The organism is Streptomyces sp. NBC_00076, from assembly GCF_045041235.1.
Lineage (GTDB): Bacteria > Actinomycetota > Actinomycetes > Streptomycetales > Streptomycetaceae > Streptomyces.
The window spans coordinates 6134715-6157670 of record NZ_CP108242.1 but is presented as its reverse complement, the minus strand read 5'-3'; the positions used below and the strand labels follow the sequence as shown (position 1 = coordinate 6157670).

Sequence of the window (22956 nt, the reverse complement as noted above, 5' to 3'; positions counted from 1 at the left end):
CCGGCCCATATTCGAACATGTGGTCGATGACGCCTTCGTGGAGGCCTGCCGTGTCGCTCGACTTCTACGCCGCCCAGAGCCCGTTCTCGGACCCGGGCGAACTGGCCCACCTGTACACCGACCTGCCCCGCGACCCCGCCCAACTCGCCCGCGTGGTCCGCGACCTGCTCATCCACCGCCTGGAAGGCGAGCTCTTCGGGTACGCCATCCCCGTCGACCGCCTCCACAACGACGCCGAGACCCGCTACACCGACGACATCCTGCGGATCCTCGTGGCCCGCGACGACGCCCCGCTGACCCGGCGGCGGGCGGTCGGGGACCGGTTCGTCGGGGTGTGCCGCGACTTCACGCTGCTGCACTGCTCGTTCCTGCGCCATGTGGGCGTCCCGGCCCGGCTGCGGTCCGGCTTCGCCGACTACTTCGGCACGGACGGCTTCCACGGTGACCATGTGGTCACCGAGTACTGGGACACGGAACGCGGCTGGCTGCTCGCCGACGCGGAGCTCGCCGACCCGGACATCGCCAAGCACTGGAACGCGGACTTCGACCCGATGGACGTTCCGCGCGACCGCTTCCTCGTCGCGGGCCAGGCGTGGCGGGCCATCCGCGAGGGCGGGGCGGACCCGAGGACCTTCGGGCTCCATCCGCCGGAGCAGGGGCCCATGTTCGGGGAGCGGTTCGTCGTCGGCAACGTCCGGCTCGACCTGGCCGCCCTGAACAAGGTGGAGACCCTGCTGTGGGACGTGTGGGGAGAGGACGGCGAGTTCGGCGAGCCGCTGCCCGAAGCGTCCCGCGAGCTCTACGACCGTGTGTCCCTGGTCGCGGGCGACGACGTGTCCTTCGACGCGGCGCGCGAGCTGTTCACCGAGGACGACGTCCTGCGCACCCCGAGGACGGTGCTGTGCATGGCGCCTTACAACGGGACCAGCCGGGTCACTCTGCGCTGAGCGTGTGCGCGTGTGTCAGGCGACGGTCCGCAGTCCGCCCCGGCCCGTCGCGCCCGTCCCCCGCACCACTCGATGCGCACAGGCCGCCGCCAGCAGCTCCCCCAGCAGGTCCGGGTCGTCGATCTCCAGGCCCAGGAGGGACTCGATGCGTTCCAGGCGCTGGTAGAGGGACTGGCGGCCGATGTGCAGGAGCGCGGCCGTGCGGGTGGGGGAGCAGCCGTTGCGGAGGTGGACCTCGAGGGTGCGGACGAGGTCGCTGGGGCGGGTCGCCTCCCAGGCCAGCAGCGGGCCCAGGGCGTGCTGGACCAGCCTCGCCAGCCGCTCGCGGTTGGCGTCCACCCCGCCCCGGGTCAGCTCCCGCTCCAGCGCCAGGGCCCGGGACGAGGTCACCAACGGGCCGTCCGGTACGCCGGGTTCGGCGGCCGGGACGGTCAGCGCCAGCTCCACCGTCGTACGGGCGGCACGGAGCGTGTCGCTCCAGCGCAGCCAGCCACCGTCGGCGGTGACGGCATGGCCCACGGCGACGGTGAGTCCGGGCGCGGCGACGGCACGGAAGGCGTCCTGGACGGCGCGGACGGGGTCGCCGGGGCGGGTGCCGTGGTCCGGCAGCGACAGCAACGCCAGCACGTCGCCCGGAAACGCCGCCCGCAGTACCCCCGCCCCGCCCAGCAGCCGTACCGCGCGATCCACCGTGCTCACGTCCCGCGTGCCGTGCAGGGACACGCCGAGCAGGCGGGCGCCCGGGCCGGGGTGGAAGCCCGCGAGGGCGGACCGGGCCTCGACCTCGGGCTGGTTCAGGGCCGCGCGGTCCGCCAGGTCCGCCAGCAGGGCGGCCGTGTGGTCGTCGCCCCAGGGGCGGACCGCGGAACGGCCCGACAGGCCACGCGCCACGATCGCCCGGTTCGCGGCCTCCGCGATCCGCACGAAGGGCACGACCCGGTGCAGGGACAGCAGCGGCAGGCCCAGCCGTCGGGCCTCGTCGGTCACCTCGGCCGGCATGTCCGGCAGGGCACGGCCCACCTCCACCGCGAGCCCCGCCGCGCCCCGGGCCGCCAGTTCGCGCACATAGCGGCGGCGGACCTCGTCGTCGGCGTCCGTCAGCCCGAAGCCGTTGGTCAGCAGCAGTTCGCCGCCGTCCAGGAAGTTGGCGCCCTCGTAGACCTCGCTGGAGTGGACCCAGCGCACGGGGCGGTCCAGGGCGGCCTCCCCGGCCAGGAGCTGGGGCTCGGCGGCCCGCACCGGGTCGAGGGCCAGGACTTCACGGAGGGTGAGTGCGGGCACGGGCACCTCCAGGGGCGCTGACAGTTCGTCCGGCTGCGGGATGCCCGGAGAGTACTTTCCGCACGTTGCCCTCGTGTTTCCGCCACAGGAGAGTGAGCGTATGGACCCCATGGATCAGGCGACGGCACGTATCTGGCTCGCCACCGCCGTCGAGGAGGCCCGCGCCGGGCTCGCCGAGGGCGGCATCCCGATCGGCGCCGCCCTCTACTCCCCCGACGGCACCCTCCTCGGCCGCGGCCACAACCGGCGCGTCCAGGACGACGACCCCTCCATGCACGCGGAGACGGCCGCCTTCCGGGCGGCGGGACGGCAGCGGTCGTACCGCGGTACGACGATGGTGACGACCCTCTCTCCGTGCTGGTACTGCTCCGGGCTGGTCCGTCAGTTCGGGATCTCGCGGGTGGTGGTCGGCGAGGCGGCCACCTTCCAGGGCGGGCACGACTGGCTGGCGGAGCACGGCGTCGAGATCGTGCTCCTGGACGATTCCGAGTGCCTCGAGATGATGCGCGACTTCATCAAGGACCACCCGGCTCTGTGGAACGAGGACATCGGTGAGTAAGCCCCGCATTCCCACGATCGACCTGAGGCCCTGGCTCGCCGGTGACCCGGACGTCCGCGCCGACATCGCCCGCACCGTCGACGAGGCCCTGCAGACCGCCGGGTTCCTGCTGGTCACCGGGCACGGGGTGGACCCCGCCCTGCGCTCCGGGATCCGGGAGGCCGCGCGGACGTTCTTCCGGCTGCCCGCCGCGGCCAAGCAGCCGTACACCGCGAAGGTCGGCGGGCGCGGCTGGCTGGGTCCCGGCGCGGAGGCCAACGGGTACTCGGAGGGCACGGAGACGCCACCCGACCTGAAGGAGTCGCTGACCTTCGCGACGCACGAGCCGTTCGACGACCCGGACGTCAACGCCGAGTGGTACGCGCCGAACGTGTGGCCCGCCCAGGTGCCTCAGCTGCGAGTGCTGTGCGAGGAGTACCTGGCACGGATGGCGGACCTGGAGAAGGAACTGCTGTCCTTGCTGGGCGAGGCCCTGGGCCTGGAACCCGACTTCTTCTCCCGGCACATGGACCATCCGACCTACGGCTTCAACATCAACTGGTACCCGGGCACCGAGGTCGTCGGCGACCCGCAGCCGGGCCAGTTCCGCATCGGCCCGCACACCGACTTCGGGACGGTGACGATCCTCGACCGGCAGGCCGGCAAGGGGGGCCTCCAGGTGTACACGGACGAGGGCGGCTGGGAGGACGCCCCCCACGACCCGGACGCTTTCACGATCAACGTCGGTGACCTGCTGGCCCGCTGGACCGGCGACCGCTGGCGGTCGGGACGCCACCGGGTACTCCCCCCGCCGTCCGACGCGCCCGCCGAGGAGCTGATGTCCCTCGTCTACTTCGGCGAGTGCACACCGGGCACCCGCGTGGAGTCCGTCCCGGCGCCGGTGGGGCGGGTGGCGTACGAAGCGGTGGACTCGCACGCGTATCTGCGGGCGAAGCTGGACTCGATCACGGTGGACTGACAGCCGCCCGCCTGTCCGGACGACGAAGGCCGGCTCCCGTGACCCAGGTCACAGGGAACCGGCCTTCATGGCAGGCGGGTTGCCGGAGCTACACCCCCGCGTACGAGTGCATGCCGCCCACGAAGATGTTCACGCCGTAGTAGTTGAACAGCCAGCAGGCGAAGGCGATCAGGGCCAGGTAGGCGGCCTTGCGGCCCTTCCAGCCTGCCGTGGCGCGGGCGTGGAGGTAGCAGGCGTAGGCGACCCAGGTGATGAACGCCCAGGTCTCCTTGGGGTCCCAGCCCCAGTAGCGGCCCCAGGCGTCGCCCGCCCAGATCGCGCCCGCGATGATCGTGAACGTCCACAGCGGGAAGACGGCCGCGTTGACGCGGTAGGAGAACTTGTCCAGGGACGCGGAGGACGGCAGCCGCTCCAGGAAGGACGTGGCGAAGGTGCCGGGCTTGCCGCCGTTCGCGAGCTTGTTCTCGTACGAGTCCTTGAACAGGTAGAGGACCGTGCTGACGGCCGCCATGTAGAAGACCGCGCCGCACAGGATCGCGGTCGAGACGTGGATGTACAGCCAGTACGAGTGGAGGGCGGGAACCAACTGGTCGCTGGCGGTGTACAAGACAGTGACGGCGATGCCGAGATCGAGGAGGACCGTCGTGATCAGGAACAGTCCGAGCCAGCGCACGTTCTTCCGCAGCGCGAGCAGCGCCAAGTACACGCCCACGGCCACCGTGGAGAAGGTGATGTTGAACTCGTACATGTTGCCCCACGGCGCCCGCTGCACCGACAGGGCTCGTGCGAGCACCCCGCTGAACTCGATGAGGAACGCGAGCACGGTGAGCGAGATGGCGATACGCCCGTAGAGGTCGCCCTGCTCGTTCCCGCCGTGCGCCCCGGGCCCGTCCGGCACGTCCCGCGCCCCGGCCGCGGCTCGTACGACGACCTTGGGCCGCTCCAGTACCGCGGTGCCGCCGGCGTTGTTCGCGGTCACCGCCGGTGCCTTCGCCCCGCCTCCGGTCCCGGTGAGCGCCGCCGCGGTGCGGCCGATCTTGCTGCGGCTGCCGAAGATCCATTCGGTGATGTACGCGAAGAAGGCGAGGGTGTAGACGGCCATCGCGGAGTAGATCAGCGTGTTGCTGAGGTGCGCGAGGTTTTCGTTGGTTGCGGCGGCCAGGTCGGTTGCGGCGGCGAGAGTCATTTCGTCTCAGCCCCTTCGGCAGGTACGACGTCGGAGTCGGGGATGTCGGGGGTGGGGGTGTCGTCGGAGGCGTCGGAGGCTTCGGACGGGTCTTCTTGGGCGGGGGCGCCCGGCGCCTGGTCGTACAGGATGTCGGCGAGGCTGCCGAGTTCCTGGGGCACCTTGGCGGACTCGCTGCGCCCGAGGCCCGCCATCTCGACGACGGTGACGCCGTCGGCGCCCCGGGCCGCCCGCACCCACACTCGGCGGCGCTGGATGAACAGGGAGGCGGCGAGACCGAAGATGGCGACCACGGCACCGCCGAGCGCCCAGCCGGCCCCGGGCTGCCGGGTGACCTGGAAGTTCGCCCACTCCTTGATCCCCTTGCCGAAGGTGACCGAGCCGGCGCCGTTCGGGAGTTGCATGGTCTCGCCGGGCCGCAGGTTCTCCCGCAGTTGCTTGCCCTTGGAGTCCTTGAACCCCTTCATATTGGTCCTGTCGAGCTGGTACACGCTCTGCGGGATGCCCGCGTCGACCCCGAGGTCGCCGTGGTAGGCCGCCAGGTTGAGCACGGGGTTCGTCAGCGCCGGGAACTGCGAGACCACCGAGGTGCCGCCGCCGTAGGTCGGCAGGAACGCGGCCTGGAAGCCGAGCTGTTCCTTCTTTCCCTTGGCGTCGCGGTAGCCGTCCATGACCTTGATCGCGCCGGTGGAGGTGACGTTGGAGTCGAGCGGCAGCAGCGGTACGGCGTCATCGAAGACGACGTTGCCCTTGCCGTCGCGGACGGTGATGACGGGGGCGTAGCCGTGCGCGGTGAGGTAGACCTTCGAGTCGCCGATCACGAGCGGCTCGTTGACCTTGACGGTGGTCTTCTTGGCCTTGCCGTAGGCGCCGATGCTGTAATCGACGGCCGCCTGGTAGGTGCGCGGGGTGCCCCGGTTCGGTCCGGACGTCTCGTAGGTGCCGGTGAACTTGTCCAGGTTGAAGCTGAAGGGGTCCAGGTCGTCCTGGGTGAAGAGGGTCCCGGACTTGAAGTCGTCGTACTGCGTGAGGGTGTTGGAGAAGCCGCCGCCCTCGACGATCAGCTTGTTGCCCTCGGACTTGAAGAGCTGGCCCCAGGCGAAGGCGACGAGCATCACGACCAGCGCGATGTGGAAGGCGAGGTTGCCGAACTCCCGCAGGTAGCCCTTCTCGGCGGCGACCGCGTCACCGGCGGTGTGGGCGCGGAAGCGGCGCTTCTTCAGCAGGGCGAGCGCGGCTTCCCGGACCTGCTCGGGTTCGGCCTCGGTGCGCCAGGTCGTGTAGGCGGGCAGCCGGGTCAGGCGCCGGGGCGCACCCGGCGGGCGGCCGCGCAGCTGGCCCACGAACTGCCAGCTGCGGGGCACGATGCAGCCGATGAGGGAGATGAACAGCAGGATGTAGATCGCCGAGAACCACACCGAGCTGTAGACGTGGAAGAGGCCGAGCTTGTCGTAGACCGGGCCGAGGACGGAGTGCCTCTGCTGGAAGTCGGCGACCTTCGTCTCGTCGGTCCCGCTCTGCGGGATCAGCGAGCCGGGGATCGCGCCGAGCGACAGCAGCAGGAGCAGCAGCAGCGCGACCCGCATGGAGGTGAGCTGTCGCCAGAACCAGCGGGCCCAGCCGATGACGCCCATGGTGGGCAGGTTGGGGGCGTCCTCCTGGGGGGCGGTGGACAGCTGGGAGCCGGCCGCTCCCAGGTCCTGGTCGTCCGACCGCTCGGCGGCGGTGTCGGACGCGGTGTTCGGAGTCGCGCTCATCGTTCAGATCCCCACAGTGAAGCCGTTGGACCAGGTCTGCATCTCCTGCACGATGCTGTCCCACGCGCCGGTCAGCAGCAGCAGCCCGGTCACGATCATCATGCCGCCGCCGACCCGCATGACCCAGACGTAGTGGCGCTTCACCCAGCCGAAGGCGCCGAGGGCCTTGCGGAAGGCGACCGCGGCGAGCACGAACGGGATACCGAGACCGAGGCAGTACGCGACGGTCAGTATGGCCCCGCGGCCCGCGCTGCCCTGCTGGGAGGACAGGGTCAGCACGGAGGCGAGGGTCGGGCCGATGCACGGCGTCCAGCCGATACCGAACAGCGCGCCGACGACGGGGGCGCCGATCAGTCCGGTGGAGGGCCGCTGGTGGAAGCGGAACTCCCGCTGGGTCATCCAGGGCATCAGCCCCATGAAAAAGACGCCCATGAGGATCATGAGCACGCCCAGCACCTTGGACGTGACGTCCTTGTACTCCTGGAGCGTCTCGCCGAAGTAGCCGAACAGGGCGCCGCTGGAGACGAACACGGCGGTGAAGCCGAGGACGAAGAGCGAGGAGCCGGCGACCATCCGCCCGCGCCGGGCCTCGGCCAGATCGGTGCCGGTGACGCCGGTGACGTAGGACAGATAGCCGGGGACGAGCGGCAGGACGCACGGGGAGAAGAAGGAGACGAGGCCGCCGAGCAGCGCGATGGGCAGGGCCACCAGCAGGGCGCCGTTGAGCACCGTGCCGTTGAAGCCGTCGGCGGCGAGTGTCGACGCTGTGGTCACGTCACTTCTCCGCGAGGACCGGCTTGAGCATGGCCCGGAGCTTCTCCTCGCTGAGCGCCTGCAGGGTCCGCGCGGCGATCTTGCCGTCCCGGTCGATGATCAGCGTCGAGGGGATGGCCTGCGGGTTGAGGGTGCCCCTCTTGAAGCGGAGCATCAGCTTGCCCGTCGGGTCGTAGAGACTCGGGTAGCTGACGTCGAACTCCTTCTCGAAGGCCTTCGCCAGACTGACCTTGGGGTCGCGGGTGTTGATGCCGACGAACTGGACGCCCTGGTCCTTGACGTCCTTGTAGACCGTCTCGAAGTTCGGCGCCTCGGCACGGCAGGGCGGGCACCAGGAGCCCCACACGTTGAGGACGACGACCTTGCCCTTGTAGTCGGCGACGTCCAGCTGACCGCCGTCGACGGTCTTGCCGGACAGGTCCGGCAGGTCGGCCCGCTCGCCCTTCGCGGCCGTGGAGACACCGTTGGCCCCGGTGACGAAGTTGGTGTCGCCACCCCCGCCCGAGGTGCCGCCCGAGCCGCACGCCGAGAGGGTCAGCGCGGCGGCCGCGGCACCGGCGGTGAGCAGGACGGCGCGGCTACGGGTGCGGTTGGTGCGCTGCGCGGTGGACGAGTCGTTCGAGCGCAGGGGGGCGCGGTGGGCGGCACTCATGTGAAAAGTTTCGCATGCCCGTTCTGGGGATCTTGCGCACCCCCCTTGCGGGCGGAAACCCGCATTTCAGGCGGCTTGTCCCGAGGCCGTCGAGCCGGTCGCGGGCGTCTTTTTGAGGAACTCCTTCCAGCCACCGGCGGGCTCCTGGCCGACATCGAGCGACCGGAGCTTGGCGAGTACCTCGGGCTTCTGCACGTCCATCCAGTCCACGAACTGCCTGAAGGAGACCAGGCGTACGTCCTCGCCCTTCTCCTTCTCCCGCGCGATGTGCTTGAACGCGGCCTCGACGGCGTCCATGTAGATGCCGCCGTTCCACTGCTCGAAGTGGTTGCCGACGAAGAAGGGGGCGCGGTTTGTCTCGTATGCCCGCTTGAATCCCTGGATGTACGCCTGGGAGGACTGCTGCCGCCAGCCCGGGTAGTTGTACGCGGGAGCCTTGGTCGAGTTGATCGACTGGTTCGCCAGCATGTTGTAGTCCATGGAGAGCACTTCGAAACTGTGTCCGGGGAAAGGTATCTGCTGCAACGGCAGGTTCCAGATCCCCTTCAGCTTCTCCGGCCACGTCTGACGCCCGCCCGGCGAGGAGGCGTCGTAGCGCCAGCCGAGCTCGCGGGCGGTGGGCAGCAGGTTGTCCTGACCGAGCAGACAGGGCGTGCGGCCGCCGACCAGTTCCTTGTCGTAGTCGAAGGGCAGCGCGGGCAGGTCGGTCCAGCCGGTGTTGGTCCGCCACTCCTTGACGAAGCCCTTCGCCTGGTCTATCTCACTGCGCCACTGCTGGGGCGTCCAGTTGCCGACCGTGCCGGAGCCGGAGCAGAAGTGGCCGTTGAAGTGGGTGCCTATCTCGTGCCCTTCGAGCCAGGCGCGGCGGACGTTCGTCAGCGTCGCCTTGACGTGGTCGTCGGTCAGGTAGCCGATGTCGGAGGCGCCGCGCTGGTTGTTCGGCGGGTCGTAGAGACGCTTCTTCGACTCGGGGAGCAGGTAGAGCCCCGACAGGAAGAAGGTCATGCTCGCGCCGTGCTCCTTGGCGAGGTCCAGGAAGCGGGGGAAGAGACCGTTGCCGACCTCGCCGGCGCCGTCCCAGGAGAAGATGACGAACTGCGGCGGGGTCTGGCCCGGTTCCAGCGGCTCGGGTTTCCCCGGCTGGTGGGGCTGCTTGCCGGTGAAAGAGGTGGAGCCGTCGCCGATGGGGCGGGCGGTGGGCTTGGGGCTGCTGCTGGGACGGTCGCTCCCGGAATCGCCGGAGTGGCTCGCTCCGCCCGAGGACGTGAGACTGCCGCAGCCCGCGAGTCCCGCGGCGGCAGCGGCTGAGGCGCCGAGTCCGAGTGCTCCCCTGCGAGTGAGAGTGCGCATGACATCCCCGTTCGTCGCGTTCTCTGGTGGTCACCCAGTCAGAGGAGGCGACGAACGGGGAGGTTCCTCGGAAACTTACGGTTTTCGTAACGGAGCCCCGAGGCTCACGCCCCGAAAGCCTTGCCCTGGCCCTGCCCCTTGGCCTGGCCCTTGGCCGGCTTGGCGCCCGCGAGGAGATGGGCGGGCACGAGGTCACGGGCCGGCTCGGTGTAGCCGACAGAGACGATCTTGTCGCCCCGGTAGGTGAAGGACGTCAGCGAGGCCAGCGTGCACTGCCGCTTGCGCGGGTCGTGCCACAGCCGCCGCTTCTCGACGTACGACCGCACGATCCAGATCGGCAGCTGGTGGCTCACGAGCACGGCCTCGTGCCCCCGCGCCCGGTCCTTCGCCGCGCTCAGCGCGCCCATCATGCGCACCACCTGGTCGACGTACGGCTCACCCCACGAGGGCCGGAGCGGGTTGAACAGGTGCTTCCAGTTCTCCGGCCGCCGCAGCGCCCCGTCGCCGACCCCGAAGGTCTTGCCCTGGAAGACGTTCTCGGCCTCGATGAGCCGTTCGTCGGAGGCGAGGTCCAGCCCGTGCGCCTTGGCGATCGGCGTGGCCGTCTCCTGCGCCCGCTCCAGCGGGGAGGCGCAGACATACGTGACATCGCGGGCGGCGAGGTGCTCGGCGACCCGGTCGGCCATCCGCCGGCCGAGCTCGGAGAGGTGGTAGCCCGCGAGACGGCCGTAGAGGACGCCGTCGGGGTTTTCGACCTCGCCGTGCCGCATGACGTGGACGACGGTGATGTCGCCGCCGTCGCCGTTGCCGCTGTTGCTGTTCTCGCTCACGCGGTGGCCTCCGCAGCCGCTCGGGCCGCCGCCGGCAGGGCGTCGGCGATCCGCTGGATGGCCCGCTCGTCGTGGGCCGTGGACACGAACCAGGACTCGAAGGACGACGGCGGCAGATAGACGCCGTTCGCCAGCATCGAGTGGAAGAAGGCGGTGAAGCGGTACGACTCCTGCGCCTTGGCGTCCTCGTAGTCACGGACCGGGCGGTCCGTGAAGAAGACGGAGAACATGTTGGAGGCGTTCTGCACGGTGTGCGCGACGCCTTCCTTGGCGAGCGCGTCCGAGACCAGCGCCTGGATCCGCGTCGACACGGTGCCGACCTTGTCGTACGCCGCGTCGTCGAGGAGCCGCAGCTGGGCGAGCCCGGCGGCGGTGGCGATCGGGTTTCCGGAGAGGGTGCCGGCCTGGTAGACCGGGCCGGCGGGCGCGAGGTGCTCCATGACATCGGTGCGACCGCCGAAGGCCGCCGCCGGGAACCCGCCGCCCATGACCTTGCCGAAGGTCATCAGGTCGGGCCGCACCCCGTCGATGCCGTACCACCCGCTCCGGCTGGTCCGGAATCCGGTCATGACCTCGTCGGAGATGTAGAGCGCGCCGTTCTCGGCACACGCGTCCTTCAGCCCCTGGTTGAAGCCGGGCAGCGGCGGTACGACACCCATGTTGCCCGGGGAGGCCTCGGTGATCAGGCAGGCGATCTCGCCGGGGTGGGCACGGAAGGCGGCGTGCACGGCGTCGAGGTCGTTGTACGGCAGGACGATGGTGTCGCCGGCCTGGGCACCCGTGACACCGGGGGTGTCGGGAAGCGCGAAGGTCGCCACACCGCTGCCCGCCGCCGCGAGCAACGAGTCGACGTGACCGTGGTAACACCCGGCGAACTTGATCACCTTGGAGCGCCGGGTGAACCCGCGGGCGAGCCGGATGGCCGACATGGTGGCCTCGGTGCCGCTGGACACCAGCCGCACCTGCTCCAGGGGATCGATCCGCTCGACCATCGCCTCGGCGAGCGCGACCTCGCCCTCACCGGGGGTGCCGAAGGACGTCCCGCGGGAGACCGCGTCCTGTACGGCGGCGATGACCTCGGGGTGCGCGTGCCCAAGGATCATGGGCCCCCAGGAGCAGACGAGGTCGACGTACTCCCGCCCGTCCGCGTCCGTCAGGTACGGGCCCGTGCCGGACACCATGAACCGGGGCGTTCCGCCCACCGCACGGAAGGCACGCACCGGGGAGTTCACGCCGCCCGGCGTGACGGCGGCCGCCCGGTCGAACAGGGCCTGCGAGACAGGCACGTCGTATGCATAGGGATATTCGCTCATGACCTGCGACTTCTCCGACCTTCCCCGACTTTTCGGACTCCGGTTGTCAGTGACCTCCTCAGGGTAGGCCAGCGGGCCTCGGTGACAGCGGGGCCGTCGCCTCCCCCGACGATCTGCGAAACTGGCCTTGGATACACAGAGCTCACACGGTCCCGGCGTACGTATAGGTGTACGGAGGCTTGTTCAGGGGCTGCGAAGATCCTGCGGACAGGTGTTTCGACGCACGTTTCGTCGGGCGGCCGTGGGGGAGGTCACTGACACGATGATCGGGTTGCGCGGCGGGGGCCGCGCGTCCTAGAAAAGCAGTCGGGTGGAGATATGCATCGCGGTGGCGGACTGGGCGAGGGGACTGACGACCTGGGTCCTCGACGTGCCCGGCGGGGAAGGCACCGACGCGAGGCGGAGGAATCGAACGAACCACGTCAGGGACACGTTGTACCGGGTGTACCGGGTGGACCGAACGAGTCCGAGCTGACCGACCGACGGGTCGAACAGCTCAGGGCGGGGAGCAGGAATGGTGGTCGGGTGGGGGTGACGTACAAGTATTTCGGCGCGCCGGACGGCGCGACTGCGGCCCGCGTCCCGATCTCGATGCGCCCTGAGGAACTCGGCGGCGACGAGCTCGGGATGAACGGCATGTTCACCAAGATCAAGCCGGAGACGATGGCGGCGATGGTCCTCACGGGCATCGAAGGCGTCCCTCTCGGCAAGGTGCCCCCACTGGAACTCGTCGTCCTCCACCCCGACTACGCGGTGGTCAAGCTCCCCATGACGGTCGTCGATCCCCTGCGTGGCATCGGCGAGGAAGCGGTCGGCGCGGCGGCGTTCATCTGGTCGACGGTCCCGGACCGGGGCGGACCACGGGACGCGTTCAACGTGTACCAACTGCTGCACGAGTGGCAGGACTTCAGCAATCGGCTGCATGAGGCGGGGCATCAGCCCTATTGCCTGGTGTGGCCCTGAGTCGGGGTTTCACTGGTGGCGGGCGGGGTCTTCGGGCCTCGCCCTTTTCATGTGGCGGGAGGGGTCGTCAGGCCGCCCCGTACCGCCAGTCCGAACTCGATCCCCTGGTATAAACACCGCCGCGTACGCCGACCAGATGGACGACCTGCTCCCAGGGCGCCTGGAGGTGCATTCGGCCTCTCACTGTTGGACCAGGGCCTGTCCGATCGGCGGGGAGTGAACACCGGACAGGCCCTGGCGGATGTGGGCGCCACTGGCGCGGGGGGAGGTCAGGTGGCCCCGTCGCCGTCCTCAGTCCATCTGCAGCAGGACCGTCGTGTCGGGGGGCAGCAGCCCGGCCTGGTCCAACGGTCCTGAGGCGAAGAGGGGACTGCCGGCCTCGGGAAGCGGGGTCGGCTGGTCGGTGAGGTTGACCGCGCACATCAGGCCGTCTCCGCGTTCGAAGAGGAGTGTGCCGGCCGGGCTGTCGAGCCAGCGGAACTCCTCGCCCCGCAGGTGGGGGTTGGTGCGGCGCAGGCGCAGGGCGGAGCGGTACAGCTGGAGCATGGAGGCAGGGTCTGCCTGGTTGGCCTCGGCGGTGTACGCCTTCCAGTCCTCCGGCTGAGGGAGCCAGGGAGCGGCTCCGGAGATACTGAAGCCGAAGGGCGGGGTGTCGCCGGTCCAGGGCATGGGGACGCGGCAGCCGTCGCGGCCTCGGACCGTGTGGCCGGAGCGTTCCCAGGTGGGGTCCTGAAGCGCCGACTCGGGGAGGTCTTCGACCTCGTAGAGGCCGAGTTCCTCGCCCTGGTAGATGTACGCGCCTCCGGGCAGCACCAGCATCAGCAGGGCCGCCGCTCGGGCTCGGCGGGTGCCGAGGGTGAGGTCGGTGGGGTGGCCCTGGTCACGCATCGGGGTCGTGATGCCGGTGTGGGCGCGTCCGTAGCGGGTGACGTGGCGGGTCTCGTCATGGTTGGAGAGGACCCAAGTGGCGGGGGCGCCGACCTTCGCCAGATCGCTGATCGTGCGGTCGATCACCTCTCTCAACTTGTCCGCCTCGAAGGCGGACTTGAGGAAGTCGAAGTTGAAGGCGGTGTGGAGTTCGTCGGGGCGGAGGTAGTCGGGCATGCGGCCGGGGCGGACGTGGGCCTCGGCGACGAAGACGCGGGGGTCGGGGTAGCTGTCGGCGATGGCGCGCCAACTGCGGTAGATGTCGTGGATGCCGTCGCGGTCCCAGTGCGGGTGGTTCTCCTGGCCCTCGCCGGCAATGGCGGAGAACTCTGTCAGGCCGAGGTCCGGGAGGGCTGGGTCCTTGGCCATGCCGTGGGCGACGTCGATGCGGAAGCCGTCGACGCCCAGGTCGAACCAGAAGCGCAGGATCGACTCGAACTCGGCTCGGACCTCGCCGTTGTCCCAGTTGAGGTCGGGCTGTTCGGGGGCGAAGAGGTGGAGGTACCACTGGCCGTCCGGGGTGCGGGTCCAGGTGGGGCCGCCGAAGGCCGCGTACCAGTCGTTCGGGGGCAGGGAGCCGTTCTCGCCCTTGCCGTCGCGGAAGATGAACCGCTTTCGTTCCGGGGAGCCGGGCGCCGCCGCCAATGCCTCCTGGAACCAGGCGTGTTGGTCGGAGGTGTGGTTCGGGACGATGTCCAGGATCACCCGCAGACCCAGTCCGTGAGCCTCGCTGATCAGCTTTCGGGCCTCGTCGAGGGTGCCGTAGGTGGGGTGGATGTCGCGGAAGTCGGAGACGTCGTAGCCGCCATCGGCCAGCGGGGACGGGTACCAGGGGTTGATCCAGATCGCGTCGACGCCGAGGTGGACCAGGTACTGGAGGCGGGAGCGGAGGCCGGCGATGTCGCCGGTTCCGTCGCCGTCGCCGTCGGCGAAGCTGCGTATGTAGACCTGGTAGATGGCCGCGGAGCGCCACCAGGAATCGTTCGCGGCGTCGTTCGTGGGGGTTGGGTTGCTCATGTGGCTCGGTCCTGTCGGAGGGGGCGCATGGTTCGCACCGCCCGTTGGTCGAAGCGGGCGGGTGGGAGGTGTCGCATCGGGTCTCTCGCCCGGCTATCCCTTGGTCGCGCCCTCCGTGCCGCCGCGGGTGAAGTGCCGTTGGAAGGCGAAGAAGACCAGTGCGACGGGGATCGTCATGAGCAGGGTCGCCGCGAGCTTGAGCGGGTACTGGTTGCCCTGGCCGAGCTGGCCGGAGACGAGTGAGGCGACCCCGGTGGTCAGGGTGTTCAGGTCCGGGCTCTGGCGGGACACGATGAAGTGCGGAAGTTCGTTCCACGATGCCTGGAACGACAGGATGGTCAGGGTGATGAGGGCCGGCCGGGCCATGGGCAGCACTATGGACCAGAAGGTCCGGAAGGTGCTCGCGCCGTCGATGCGGGCTGCTTCCTCGACGCTGATGGGGATCGACTCGAAGAACTGCTTCATGATGAACACCCCCGCGGCGTCGGCGAGGAGCGGGACGATCATGCCCGAGTAGGAGTCGTACATCCCGATCTGGTTGAGGACGAGGAATTTCGGGATGAGCAGGACGACGGGGGGTACGGCCATGACCGCGATGACGGCGGCGAACAGTGCGCCCCGGCCGGGGAAGCGCAGCCGGGCCAGTGCGTATCCGGCGAGGGAGTCGAAGAAGACGCGGCCCGCGGTGACGAAGAGGGCGACGACAGCGGAGTTCGCGAACCAGCGTGGGTAGTCCGCTTCGGCGAGCCGGCTGAACGCCGCTGTCGTGAAGTGCTGGGGCCACAGTGACAGCGGGTGGCTGGTGGCGTCCGCGTCGGTCTTGAAGCTCGTCGCGAGCTGGATGAGGAAGGGATAGATGTAGAGCAGCGCGACGACGACGAGGGCGGTGTAGCCGAGTATGCGGGTGAGGCCGCCGCCGCGGCGCGTGCGTTCGTCCGCGCGGCGGGTTGCGAGCTTGTTGTCTGCGTTCGCTGCGGTGTCTGCGTCGGCGAGCTCGTGTGGTGTGCTCATCGCGTGCCTCTGTTGTGGACGTCGGCTGTGGTCGCCTGGGCGGCTGCGGTGGTGGGCGCGGTCGCGTCGGTTCCGGGTCGTGTGGGGTGGGCCGTTGCGGCGGTGCGTGTCATCACACCGCCTCCGTGGTCGGGCCGGATCCGGAGCGGGACGCTTTCTCCGCGCGCCGGGTGGCGGCCTTGGCGCGGGCCTCGTCCTTGTCGCGCAGGACGAACCGCTGCAGGAGTGTCATCGCGACGATGATCGCGAAGAGGATGAAGGCAATGGCGCTGCCCTGTCCCCACTCGTTGTTGATGAACGAGGTCTGGTAGGAGAGGAACGCGGGGGTCAGTGTCGTCTTGCCCGGACTGCCCTGGCTCATGACGTAGATCTGGTCGAAGACCTGCCAGGTGCCGATGAGTCCGAGGGTCAGGACAAGGAAGAGAGTCGGCTTGAGCATGGGCAGCGTGACGTGGCGGAACCGCTGCCAGCGCCCGGTGCCGTCGATCTCGGCGGCCTCCTCGACTTCCAGGGGGATGTCCTGCAGTGCGGCGAGGAACATGAGCATGAACGTGCCCGCCGTCGTCCACACGACCAGCACAATGATCGCGGTCATGGCGACGCTGGGGCCGGAGATCCAGTCCCACATGGACAGGCCGCCGACGGTGGTGTCGGCGAGGGCGGCCGGTGGCGCGTCGGTGTTCATGCCAAGGGCGCCGAGGGCGAGATGGATGATGCCGCGTGGGTCGGCGAACCAGGCCGGTCCGTCGACTCCGATCTTCGCGAGCAGGGAGTTGACGACGCCGCTGGAGGAGAAAATGAACAGGAAGACGACGGAGATCGCGACCGAGCTCGTCACCGACGGGAAGTAGTACGCGGTGCGGAAGAACCCTTTGCCCTTCAGCCGTCTGCCGTTGACCAGGAGCGCCAGGCCCAGGGCGAGCGCGGTCTGCAGGGGGACGACGAAGAGCACGTAGTAGGCGTTGTTGCGCAGGCTCGTCATGAAGTCGCTCTGCGCCAGGCCGGGCTTGGTGACGAGCTGCCCGTAGTTCTCTCCGCCGACGAAGTGCACGCCGGTCGAGAAGGGGCTGCCCTGGCCCTTCCAGTCGGACAGGCTCACCCAGAGCGCCATGACGATCGGCACGACCAGAAAGAGTCCGAGCACGACGAGGACGGGTGAGACGAACAGCCAGCCGGCGAGACCTTCCCGGCCTCGGATACCGCCGCGGGGGACTCGGGTGGGGCGGCCTCCACCGGCCTTGGTGCCGTCCGGGCCGGTGTCCTTGCGGCGTTCGCGCAGCGCGGGTGACGGGGCGTCGGCCTTGGCTGCGCCTGCCGGGCGGGCCGGTGCCGGGCCGCTGCCCGGGCCCTGGGCGGGCCTGGGATTCGGTTCACTCATCGCAGGTTCACTCTCGTTCCGTTCGTGTGCGCACTGTCTGCGATATCCGGGCTACTGGCCTACGACCGCCTGCGCGTTCTTCTGCAGTCGCGCGAGGATCTGCTTCGGGTCGGCGTTGGGCAGCCCCTGAAGGCCGGTGTCGAAGTCGGCGAGGACCTGGTCGATCTTGGCGACGTTCACCGGGGCCTGGGCAGTCGCGGCGCCGTCGATGAACGCCTTGTCCTGCGGGAACTGGGCGACGTAGTCGGCCGACGCGGACTGCCGCGACGGCATCACGCCGATCGCCTTGGCGAAGGTCAGCTCGGCGTCCTTCGCGGTCATCGCCTTGACGAAGTCGATGGCAGCGGCCTTGTGCTTACTCTTCGCCGCGATGCCCCAGCACTGGGTGAAGGCGAGCGTGCCCTCCTTGCCCGTGGGACCGGTCGGCAGCGGGATGGTCGTGTACTTGACGCCGGGGTAGTCGCTCTTCATGGCGCCGGCGATCCAGTTGCCCTCGATCGTCATGGCGGCCTTCTGCTTGCCGAAGGCTTCACCCGACCAGCCGGAGTCGAGCTGCTTGGGGTACTTGGCCGAGCCGTCGGCGAGAAGTGACTGGACGTACTTCAGGGCCTTGAGGTTCTCGGGAGAGTCCGCGGTGACCTTGGTGGCGTCCTTGTTCGTCACCCATCCGCCGGCCTGGACCATGAAGGCACCGATCCGGTCGCGCGTGTCGCCGAGTGCCAGACCGACCTGCTTGCTCGTGGTCAGCTTCTTGGCCACGGTCGCCAGCTGCTGCCAGTTGGTGGGGTAATCGGCGGCGGTGAGGCCCGCCTTCGCCCACGCCGTGGTGTTGATCTGCAGGCCGAGCGTGGAGAAGTCCTTGGGGATGCAGTAGAGCTTGCTCTTGTAGGTGAACGCCTGGCGCAGAGCGGGGTAGAAGTCGTCCTTCCCCGGGAAGCTGTCGCCGTACGGTTCGAGGCTGCCGGCGCTCGCGTAGGTCGCGAAGCGGGCGGCGTCGACGTAGAAGACGTCCGGCGGGTTGTTCGAGGCGAAGCCCTGGCCGAGCTGCTGGCCTATGTCCTGGGCCTGGGTGACGGTCGCCTTGTTGCCGGACTTCGCCCCCCATGCGTTGGCGGCGCCCGTGACGGCTTTCGTCTCGGCGTCGCCGCTGGAGGCGATGAGGACCTTGATCGAGGCAGGGCCGGCCGACTGCTGAGTGTCGGTGCCGCTGTCGAACCCGCTGCCACCGCAGGCCGACAGGTTGAGCGACAGCAACGCAACACCACCAACTGCCCAGCGTGTACGCGGATTTCTCATGATAAATCTCCTTGCGCAGGCCGGCCTGACGAGCCGGTGGTAGAGGGAACCGCATCCCGTCGGCGCACTGTGGCCATGAGCGGGGTCGCGGGTGTTGGCTGAACGGACTACGGAGCCGCTCGGCGAGGTGAAGAGGGTGCGGGTGCCGCTGAGCGGCTCAGCTGGTCGCCCGCACGACGAGCCGGGGCGGCAGCAGGACCGGCGCGGGCGGACTGGGCGGCTTCTTGGGAGCCGCCAGCAGTTCCTGGAGCATCCGAAGACAGGCGGCGGCGGCCTCCTCGTACGGCTGCGCCACGCTGCTCAGGCCGACGACTCCTGCGGTCGGGGAGTCGTCGAAGCCGACCACCGCGACATCGGCCCCGGGGCGCAGTCCACGCGCGGTGATCTCGGTCCAGGCCCCGAGGGCCAGCGAGTCGCTCGCGCAGACGATCGCGGTCGGCGGAGTAGTCAGATCGAGCATCGCCGCGGCGGCCTCGCGACCGGTGTCGAGCCCGTCGGGGACACCCATGTCGTATCCGGCGGGGATGTCGAGCCCGGACACGGCCATAACGGCCGCCCAGCCGCTACGCCGGTCCTCACCGACCTCTAAACCTTCCGGCCAGCCCAGGAAGGCGATTTTGCGGTGGCCGGCCCCGACGAGGTGCCGGGTCGCGGCAACAGTCCCTTGCGCGCCGTCGACATCGACCCAGCCGTGCGACTCGGGGGCATCCGGTTCAGCTCCCCAGGGTCGGCCGAAGGTCACGAACGGCACCCGGCGCTCGGTCAGCCACGCCGTCCGGAGGTCACCGGCATGTGTGGCGTGCAGGACGAAGGCGTCGAGATCGTGGTCGTCGAGGAGCTGTTCGTACAGGGCGCACTCGTGGTCGTCGTCGGTGGCCGTGAACACCACGATCCGGTAGCCGGCCTCCTGGGTACGGGCGGTGAGCGACTGGAGGAAGTGGGCGAGGACGGCGCCGTTGACGCCGTCGCGCGGCGGCTCTATACGGGCGCCGATCAGACGGGAACGCCGGGTCCGCAGAGTCCGGGAAGCCTGGTTCGGGCGGTAGTTGAGTTCCTTGATGGCGGCCTGCACGCGGGCCAGGGTCTCCGGCCGCACCCGATGCGGAGCGTTGATGACGTTGGACACCGTCTGCATCGACACAGAGGCATGCCGCGCCACGCTCTCGAGTGTTACTCGCGCCATCGCGAAGCCACCTCCACAAAGTTCACTGCGCCGCAGCGTATCGCCGCCGCGGTGCCGCATCGTAACGTCGTCCCGGCTGGATTTGAACGTTAAATTTAGCGTTCTGATCGGTTACTGTGGCGACCGGCGCTCGGCCTGTCAAGAGTCGGCGCGGTCACGAATTGCCCTCACAAACCGCCCACGAGACACGAGGGCACCGGACGGAGCTTCCATGACTTCACCCCAGCGGCAGCCGCTCCTGCACGACCTCGCGGTCACCCTCGCCGCCCCGACCGTCGTGCTGTCCGAGCCGGACGGCAACCTCGACGCCTCCGGCATCGGGGCGGGCGTGCAGGGTCTCTTCCACGCCGACGTACGCGCGGTGAGTCTGCTGCGCGTGACACTGCGCCCTGTCGGCGCCCCGTCCGGCGGGCACGCCGGGAAGGCGCCTCCGGCAGTCGGCGAGGGCGTGGTGGGCGGGGATGGCAAAGGCTGGATGCCTGTCGTCGCGGTCATGACCGCGGCGGACGGACCCGGACGCAGCCGTTTCGTCGGTCTGGCCCAGGCGCTCGGCGACAGCGTTCCCGACCCGACCGTCCGGGTCGACCGGCGGCGCATCCTCAATCCCGGCCTGCTCACCGAACAGCTGACCGTTCGCTCCACCGCGACGACACCGGTGCATCTCGCCGTCCGGGTAGAGGTCGCTGGAGACCTCGTGACCCTGGAGCACGCGAAAGCCGGCCTGGCGCCCCGGTCTCCTCTTCAGCCCGCGGGCGAACTCTCTTCCGGCACCGGCGAGTTGCGCTGGGGCGACGGCACGGTCGCCGTCGCCGTCAGCGCCCCGGGCGCGACGCCCAACGCCGAGCACTCCACGTTGACCTGGACCCTCACGGTCGAGCCCGGCGAGAACGTCGACCTGCACCTGGCCGTCGAGATCACGGAGCCCGACGCGGTCGTCACGGCCGCCGACCCCCGGCCCACCTGGCAGCGTCCGGAGGTCACCGCCGACGACCGGCGCCTGCCCGCCCTCGTCGCGCAGAGCCTGGACGACCTCCAGTCGCTGCGTATGGCCATGGCCGCATCGCCCGGTGACACCTTCCTCGCCGCGGGCGTCCCGTGGTTCTTCACGCTCTTTGGCCGGGACAGCCTGTGGGCGGCACGGATGCTCCTGCCGCTGGGCACCGACCTCGCGCTGGGCACTTTGCGCACCCTGGCCGCCCAGCAGGGCACCCGCACCGATCCGGCGGCGGAGGAAGAGCCGGGCAAAATCCTCCACGAGGTACGGCGCGGGGTCTTCGACGACGGCATGGGCCTTCGCCTCCCGCCGGTCTACTACGGCACGGTCGACGCGACCCCCCTGTGGATCTGCCTGCTCCACGACGCATGGCGCTGGGGCCTGCCCCCCGCCGACATCGAACCGCTGCTGCCCGCGCTCCAGGCCGCGCTCGGCTGGATCGAGACCGCAGCCCAGGCCGGTGACGGGTTCCTTTCCTACATCGATCGCAGCGGCACCGGTCTGGCCAACCAGGGCTGGAAGGACTCCGGTGACGCCGCCCGGTTCGCAGACGGCCGCCTCGCCGACGCTCCCCTGGCTCTCGCCGAAGTCCAGGGCTACGCCTATGAGGCGGCCCTCGCCGGGGCGGCCCTCCTCGACGCCTTCGGGCTGCCGGACGGCGAACGCTGGCGGACCTTCGCGGCGAGCCTCGCCGACCGGTTCCGCGCCCGGTTCTGGGTGTCCGATCAGCAAGGCCCCTACCCCGCCATGGCACTTGACGGCTCGGGTCGCCCCGTCGACGCCGTCGCGAGCAACATGGGTCACCTCCTGGCCACCGGCATACTCAACGCCGACGAGACCGCTGCCATCGCCGCTCGACTCGCCGCCCCGGACATGTCCGACGCTTACGGGCTCCGCACGATGTCGTCCCAGTCCGGCGGATTCGGCCCGCTGCGCTACCACTGCGGCACCGTCTGGCCGCACGACACCGCCATCGCCGTCACCGGCCTCGCCCGCAGCGGCCACCCCAAGGCCGCCGCCCGGCTTGTCGAGGGCATCCTCGCCGCAGCACCGACGTTCGACTACCGGCTGCCGGAACTGTGGGGCGGCGACGCACGCGCGGACACCCCCGCACCGGTCCCCTACCCGGCCGCCTGCCGACCCCAAGCCTGGTCGGCGGCATCAGCCATCGCCCTCATGACGGCTATGACCGGACTGGAACCCGACGTCCCCACAGGCCGTCTCCACCTCCGGCCGACAGGCCAACTGCCCGTGGGCGCACTCACCGTCGCAGGGCTCACCGTCGCCGGAGAACGGCTCGACGTCACCGTCGGCCCCGACGGCCGGATCGAATCGGTTTCGGCACCGGCGGGACTGATCGTCGAGGAACATGCGGCATCGCGGTTTTGAGGGTCAGCCCGGCTGACCGGCGCTACGACCGGTCAGCCAAGGCATCAGCGGCTCGGCTGTCGCCCTGCCGCCGCCGAGTGAACGACCGAGTTGTTCAGCCTGAGCACCGACTGTTCCAAGCAACTACGTCTGAGCAGCTGAGGGTTGCTCCCCGGGACAGCCGGGGGTTCCTCCCCGAGCGATACCTTGCCGCGTTCGCCGGTGGCAGCACCGAGATGGTTTCGACCGCCCTGCCGGCCTGATGCACGGGCCTCCAGGAATCCGCCCTCCAGGACCCCAGCTGGGACCGCTCCGCCCACTCCGACCGAGGCCGAGTCGGCTGCCCGGTCCTCCTCCCCTGGTCCGGCCTGACAGCCCCCTGCGCCTCACGCCTTTTCAGGGACGCGGCGCCTTCTCGCCATGCACAGCTGTGTACTCGACGGCGAGCCAGGGGCCCAGGTCGTCGATGAGCATGCTGAGCACTGCCGGATCAGCCGAGGGGGTGCGGCCGACGACCGCTGCGATACGCATCTGCTCGGCGCGCTGCGGGTAGTAGCGGCCGAAGACGGCGGCGGACTCGTCGAGGTCGCTGGTCCAGCCGCCCCAACGGGGCATGACCAAGGTGAATCCTGTGCGCACGATACGGCGGGCGGCGCCGCGGCTGAGGACCCGGCGGTCGGCGTCCGTGGCGGCTTCGGCGGCTCGGGTGCGCCAACGGTCCAGCACGAGCCCGAGATCGCCGTTCGTTTCGCGGGCGAGCAGGGTCGTGGGACGGTATCGCGGCAGTTGTTCGGCGAGGTCGGGGCCGAGCAGCGGGGTGCACAGGCAGGCCAGGAAGAACCCGGCGTCGTGGCGTTCGAGTTCGCTCAGCAGCGCGCGGGTACTCGTCAGCAGGATGCCGACGCCGTTGATCTGCGGGAACGCGTCGTCGAGTGCTGCCTCGACGTCTTCGGCGGCGGCGCGGTCGGCTTCGGTGGGCTCGTGGTGGAGAGCCAGCTGGAGGTCGAGGTCGGAGACTCCGGGGATGGCGGTGCCGCGCGGAATGCTGCCGTAGATGTAGGCACTGTGCAGCCGCGTGCCGTCGAACATCTCGGTGATACGAGCGCGGGCGGCGTCGACGACGGGGATGAATGCCGCCGGCACCCGGTCCAGGGCGCCCTCGCGTGCGATCGTTCCCTCGTGGTCCAGTCCTCGTTCGCTCATCAGGTCACT

19 protein-coding genes are annotated in these 22956 nt (G+C 69.8%); 5 read left to right on the top strand and 14 right to left on the bottom strand.

Translation table 11 applies throughout. The features are described 5' to 3' along the window. Positions 1 to 26: 26 nt before the first annotated feature. Positions 27 to 947: a transglutaminase-like domain-containing protein gene (locus tag OHA64_RS28110; RefSeq protein ID WP_405617600.1), complete on the top strand. Its 921-nt coding sequence runs from the start codon at positions 27 to 29 to the stop codon at positions 945 to 947. Between the two features lie 15 nt (positions 948 to 962). Here OHA64_RS28110 and OHA64_RS28105 read toward each other — a convergent pair whose 3' ends face one another. Then, on the bottom strand, positions 963 to 2228 hold the full coding sequence (locus tag OHA64_RS28105; RefSeq protein WP_405617598.1) for a PucR family transcriptional regulator: 1266 nt from the start codon (positions 2226 to 2228) through the stop codon (positions 963 to 965). 100 nt (positions 2229 to 2328) lie between these two features. Here OHA64_RS28105 and OHA64_RS28100 point away from each other — a divergent pair, with 100 nt between their 5' ends. Next, positions 2329 to 2787 (top strand): nucleoside deaminase, encoded by a 459-nt coding sequence (locus OHA64_RS28100; RefSeq protein ID WP_405617596.1) that lies wholly within the window; start codon positions 2329 to 2331, stop codon positions 2785 to 2787. Next, complete coding sequence (locus OHA64_RS28095; protein ID WP_405617594.1) at positions 2780 to 3745, top strand: isopenicillin N synthase family dioxygenase; 966 nt, start codon at positions 2780 to 2782, stop codon at positions 3743 to 3745. The genes OHA64_RS28100 and OHA64_RS28095 overlap by 8 nt, the downstream gene beginning before the upstream one ends. A gap of 88 nt (positions 3746 to 3833) precedes the next feature. On the opposite strand, the gene ccsB is transcribed toward OHA64_RS28095, so the two are convergent. The 7 genes from ccsB to hemL all read right to left on the bottom strand — a co-directional run bounded on the left by ccsB (position 3834) and on the right by hemL (position 11607). Next, on the bottom strand, positions 3834 to 4931 hold the full coding sequence (ccsB, locus tag OHA64_RS28090; protein WP_405617592.1) for a c-type cytochrome biogenesis protein CcsB: 1098 nt from the start codon (positions 4929 to 4931) through the stop codon (positions 3834 to 3836). Then, entirely contained in the window at positions 4928 to 6688 is a 1761-nt protein-coding gene (locus tag OHA64_RS28085; RefSeq protein ID WP_405617590.1) for a cytochrome c biogenesis protein ResB, read from the bottom strand. Before OHA64_RS28085 ends, ccsB begins: the two co-directional genes overlap by 4 nt. Before the next feature lie 3 nt (positions 6689 to 6691). After that, positions 6692 to 7462 (bottom strand): cytochrome c biogenesis CcdA family protein, encoded by a 771-nt coding sequence (locus OHA64_RS28080; protein ID WP_405617588.1) that lies wholly within the window; start codon positions 7460 to 7462, stop codon positions 6692 to 6694. A 1-nt stretch (position 7463) separates the two neighbouring features. Then, complete coding sequence (locus OHA64_RS28075) at positions 7464 to 8114, bottom strand: TlpA family protein disulfide reductase (protein ID WP_405617586.1); 651 nt, start codon at positions 8112 to 8114, stop codon at positions 7464 to 7466. A gap of 66 nt (positions 8115 to 8180) precedes the next feature. After that, entirely contained in the window at positions 8181 to 9464 is a 1284-nt protein-coding gene (locus OHA64_RS28070) for a hypothetical protein (RefSeq protein ID WP_405617584.1), read from the bottom strand. A gap of 104 nt (positions 9465 to 9568) precedes the next feature. Next, entirely contained in the window at positions 9569 to 10234 is a 666-nt protein-coding gene (locus OHA64_RS28065; protein ID WP_405624142.1) for a histidine phosphatase family protein, read from the bottom strand. A gap of 56 nt (positions 10235 to 10290) precedes the next feature. Further along, positions 10291 to 11607 carry a glutamate-1-semialdehyde 2,1-aminomutase gene (gene hemL / locus OHA64_RS28060; protein ID WP_405617582.1) on the bottom strand — a complete coding sequence of 439 codons (1317 nt, stop codon included), beginning with the start codon at positions 11605 to 11607 and terminating at the stop codon, positions 10291 to 10293. A gap of 318 nt (positions 11608 to 11925) precedes the next feature. Between hemL and OHA64_RS28055 the strand changes: the two genes are divergently transcribed. Next, on the top strand, positions 11926 to 12570 hold the full coding sequence (locus OHA64_RS28055) for a hypothetical protein (protein ID WP_405617580.1): 645 nt from the start codon (positions 11926 to 11928) through the stop codon (positions 12568 to 12570). A gap of 291 nt (positions 12571 to 12861) precedes the next feature. Here OHA64_RS28055 and OHA64_RS28050 read toward each other — a convergent pair whose 3' ends face one another. From OHA64_RS28050 to OHA64_RS28030, 5 genes are all read right to left on the bottom strand, one after another. Beyond that, positions 12862 to 14514, bottom strand: a complete 1653-nt coding sequence (locus OHA64_RS28050) for a glycoside hydrolase family 13 protein (RefSeq protein ID WP_405617578.1) — start codon at positions 14512 to 14514, stop codon at positions 12862 to 12864. Between the two features lie 93 nt (positions 14515 to 14607). Beyond that, positions 14608 to 15525 (bottom strand): carbohydrate ABC transporter permease, encoded by a 918-nt coding sequence (locus tag OHA64_RS28045; RefSeq protein WP_405617576.1) that lies wholly within the window; start codon positions 15523 to 15525, stop codon positions 14608 to 14610. Between the two features lie 112 nt (positions 15526 to 15637). Next, positions 15638 to 16903 (bottom strand): carbohydrate ABC transporter permease, encoded by a 1266-nt coding sequence (locus tag OHA64_RS28040; RefSeq protein WP_405617574.1) that lies wholly within the window; start codon positions 16901 to 16903, stop codon positions 15638 to 15640. 51 nt (positions 16904 to 16954) lie between these two features. After that, positions 16955 to 18199, bottom strand: coding sequence for an extracellular solute-binding protein (locus OHA64_RS28035; RefSeq protein ID WP_405617572.1), 1245 nt, complete (start codon positions 18197 to 18199; stop codon positions 16955 to 16957). A gap of 157 nt (positions 18200 to 18356) precedes the next feature. Beyond that, positions 18357 to 19382, bottom strand: a complete 1026-nt coding sequence (locus tag OHA64_RS28030; protein ID WP_405617570.1) for a LacI family DNA-binding transcriptional regulator — start codon at positions 19380 to 19382, stop codon at positions 18357 to 18359. Positions 19383 to 19593: 211 nt separating this feature from the next. Between OHA64_RS28030 and OHA64_RS28025 the strand changes: the two genes are divergently transcribed. Further along, on the top strand, positions 19594 to 21765 hold the full coding sequence (locus OHA64_RS28025) for a glycogen debranching N-terminal domain-containing protein (RefSeq protein WP_405617568.1): 2172 nt from the start codon (positions 19594 to 19596) through the stop codon (positions 21763 to 21765). A gap of 375 nt (positions 21766 to 22140) precedes the next feature. On the opposite strand, the gene OHA64_RS28020 is transcribed toward OHA64_RS28025, so the two are convergent. Continuing rightward, entirely contained in the window at positions 22141 to 22947 is an 807-nt protein-coding gene (locus OHA64_RS28020) for a nucleotidyltransferase (protein WP_405617566.1), read from the bottom strand. Positions 22948 to 22956 lie beyond the last annotated feature (9 nt).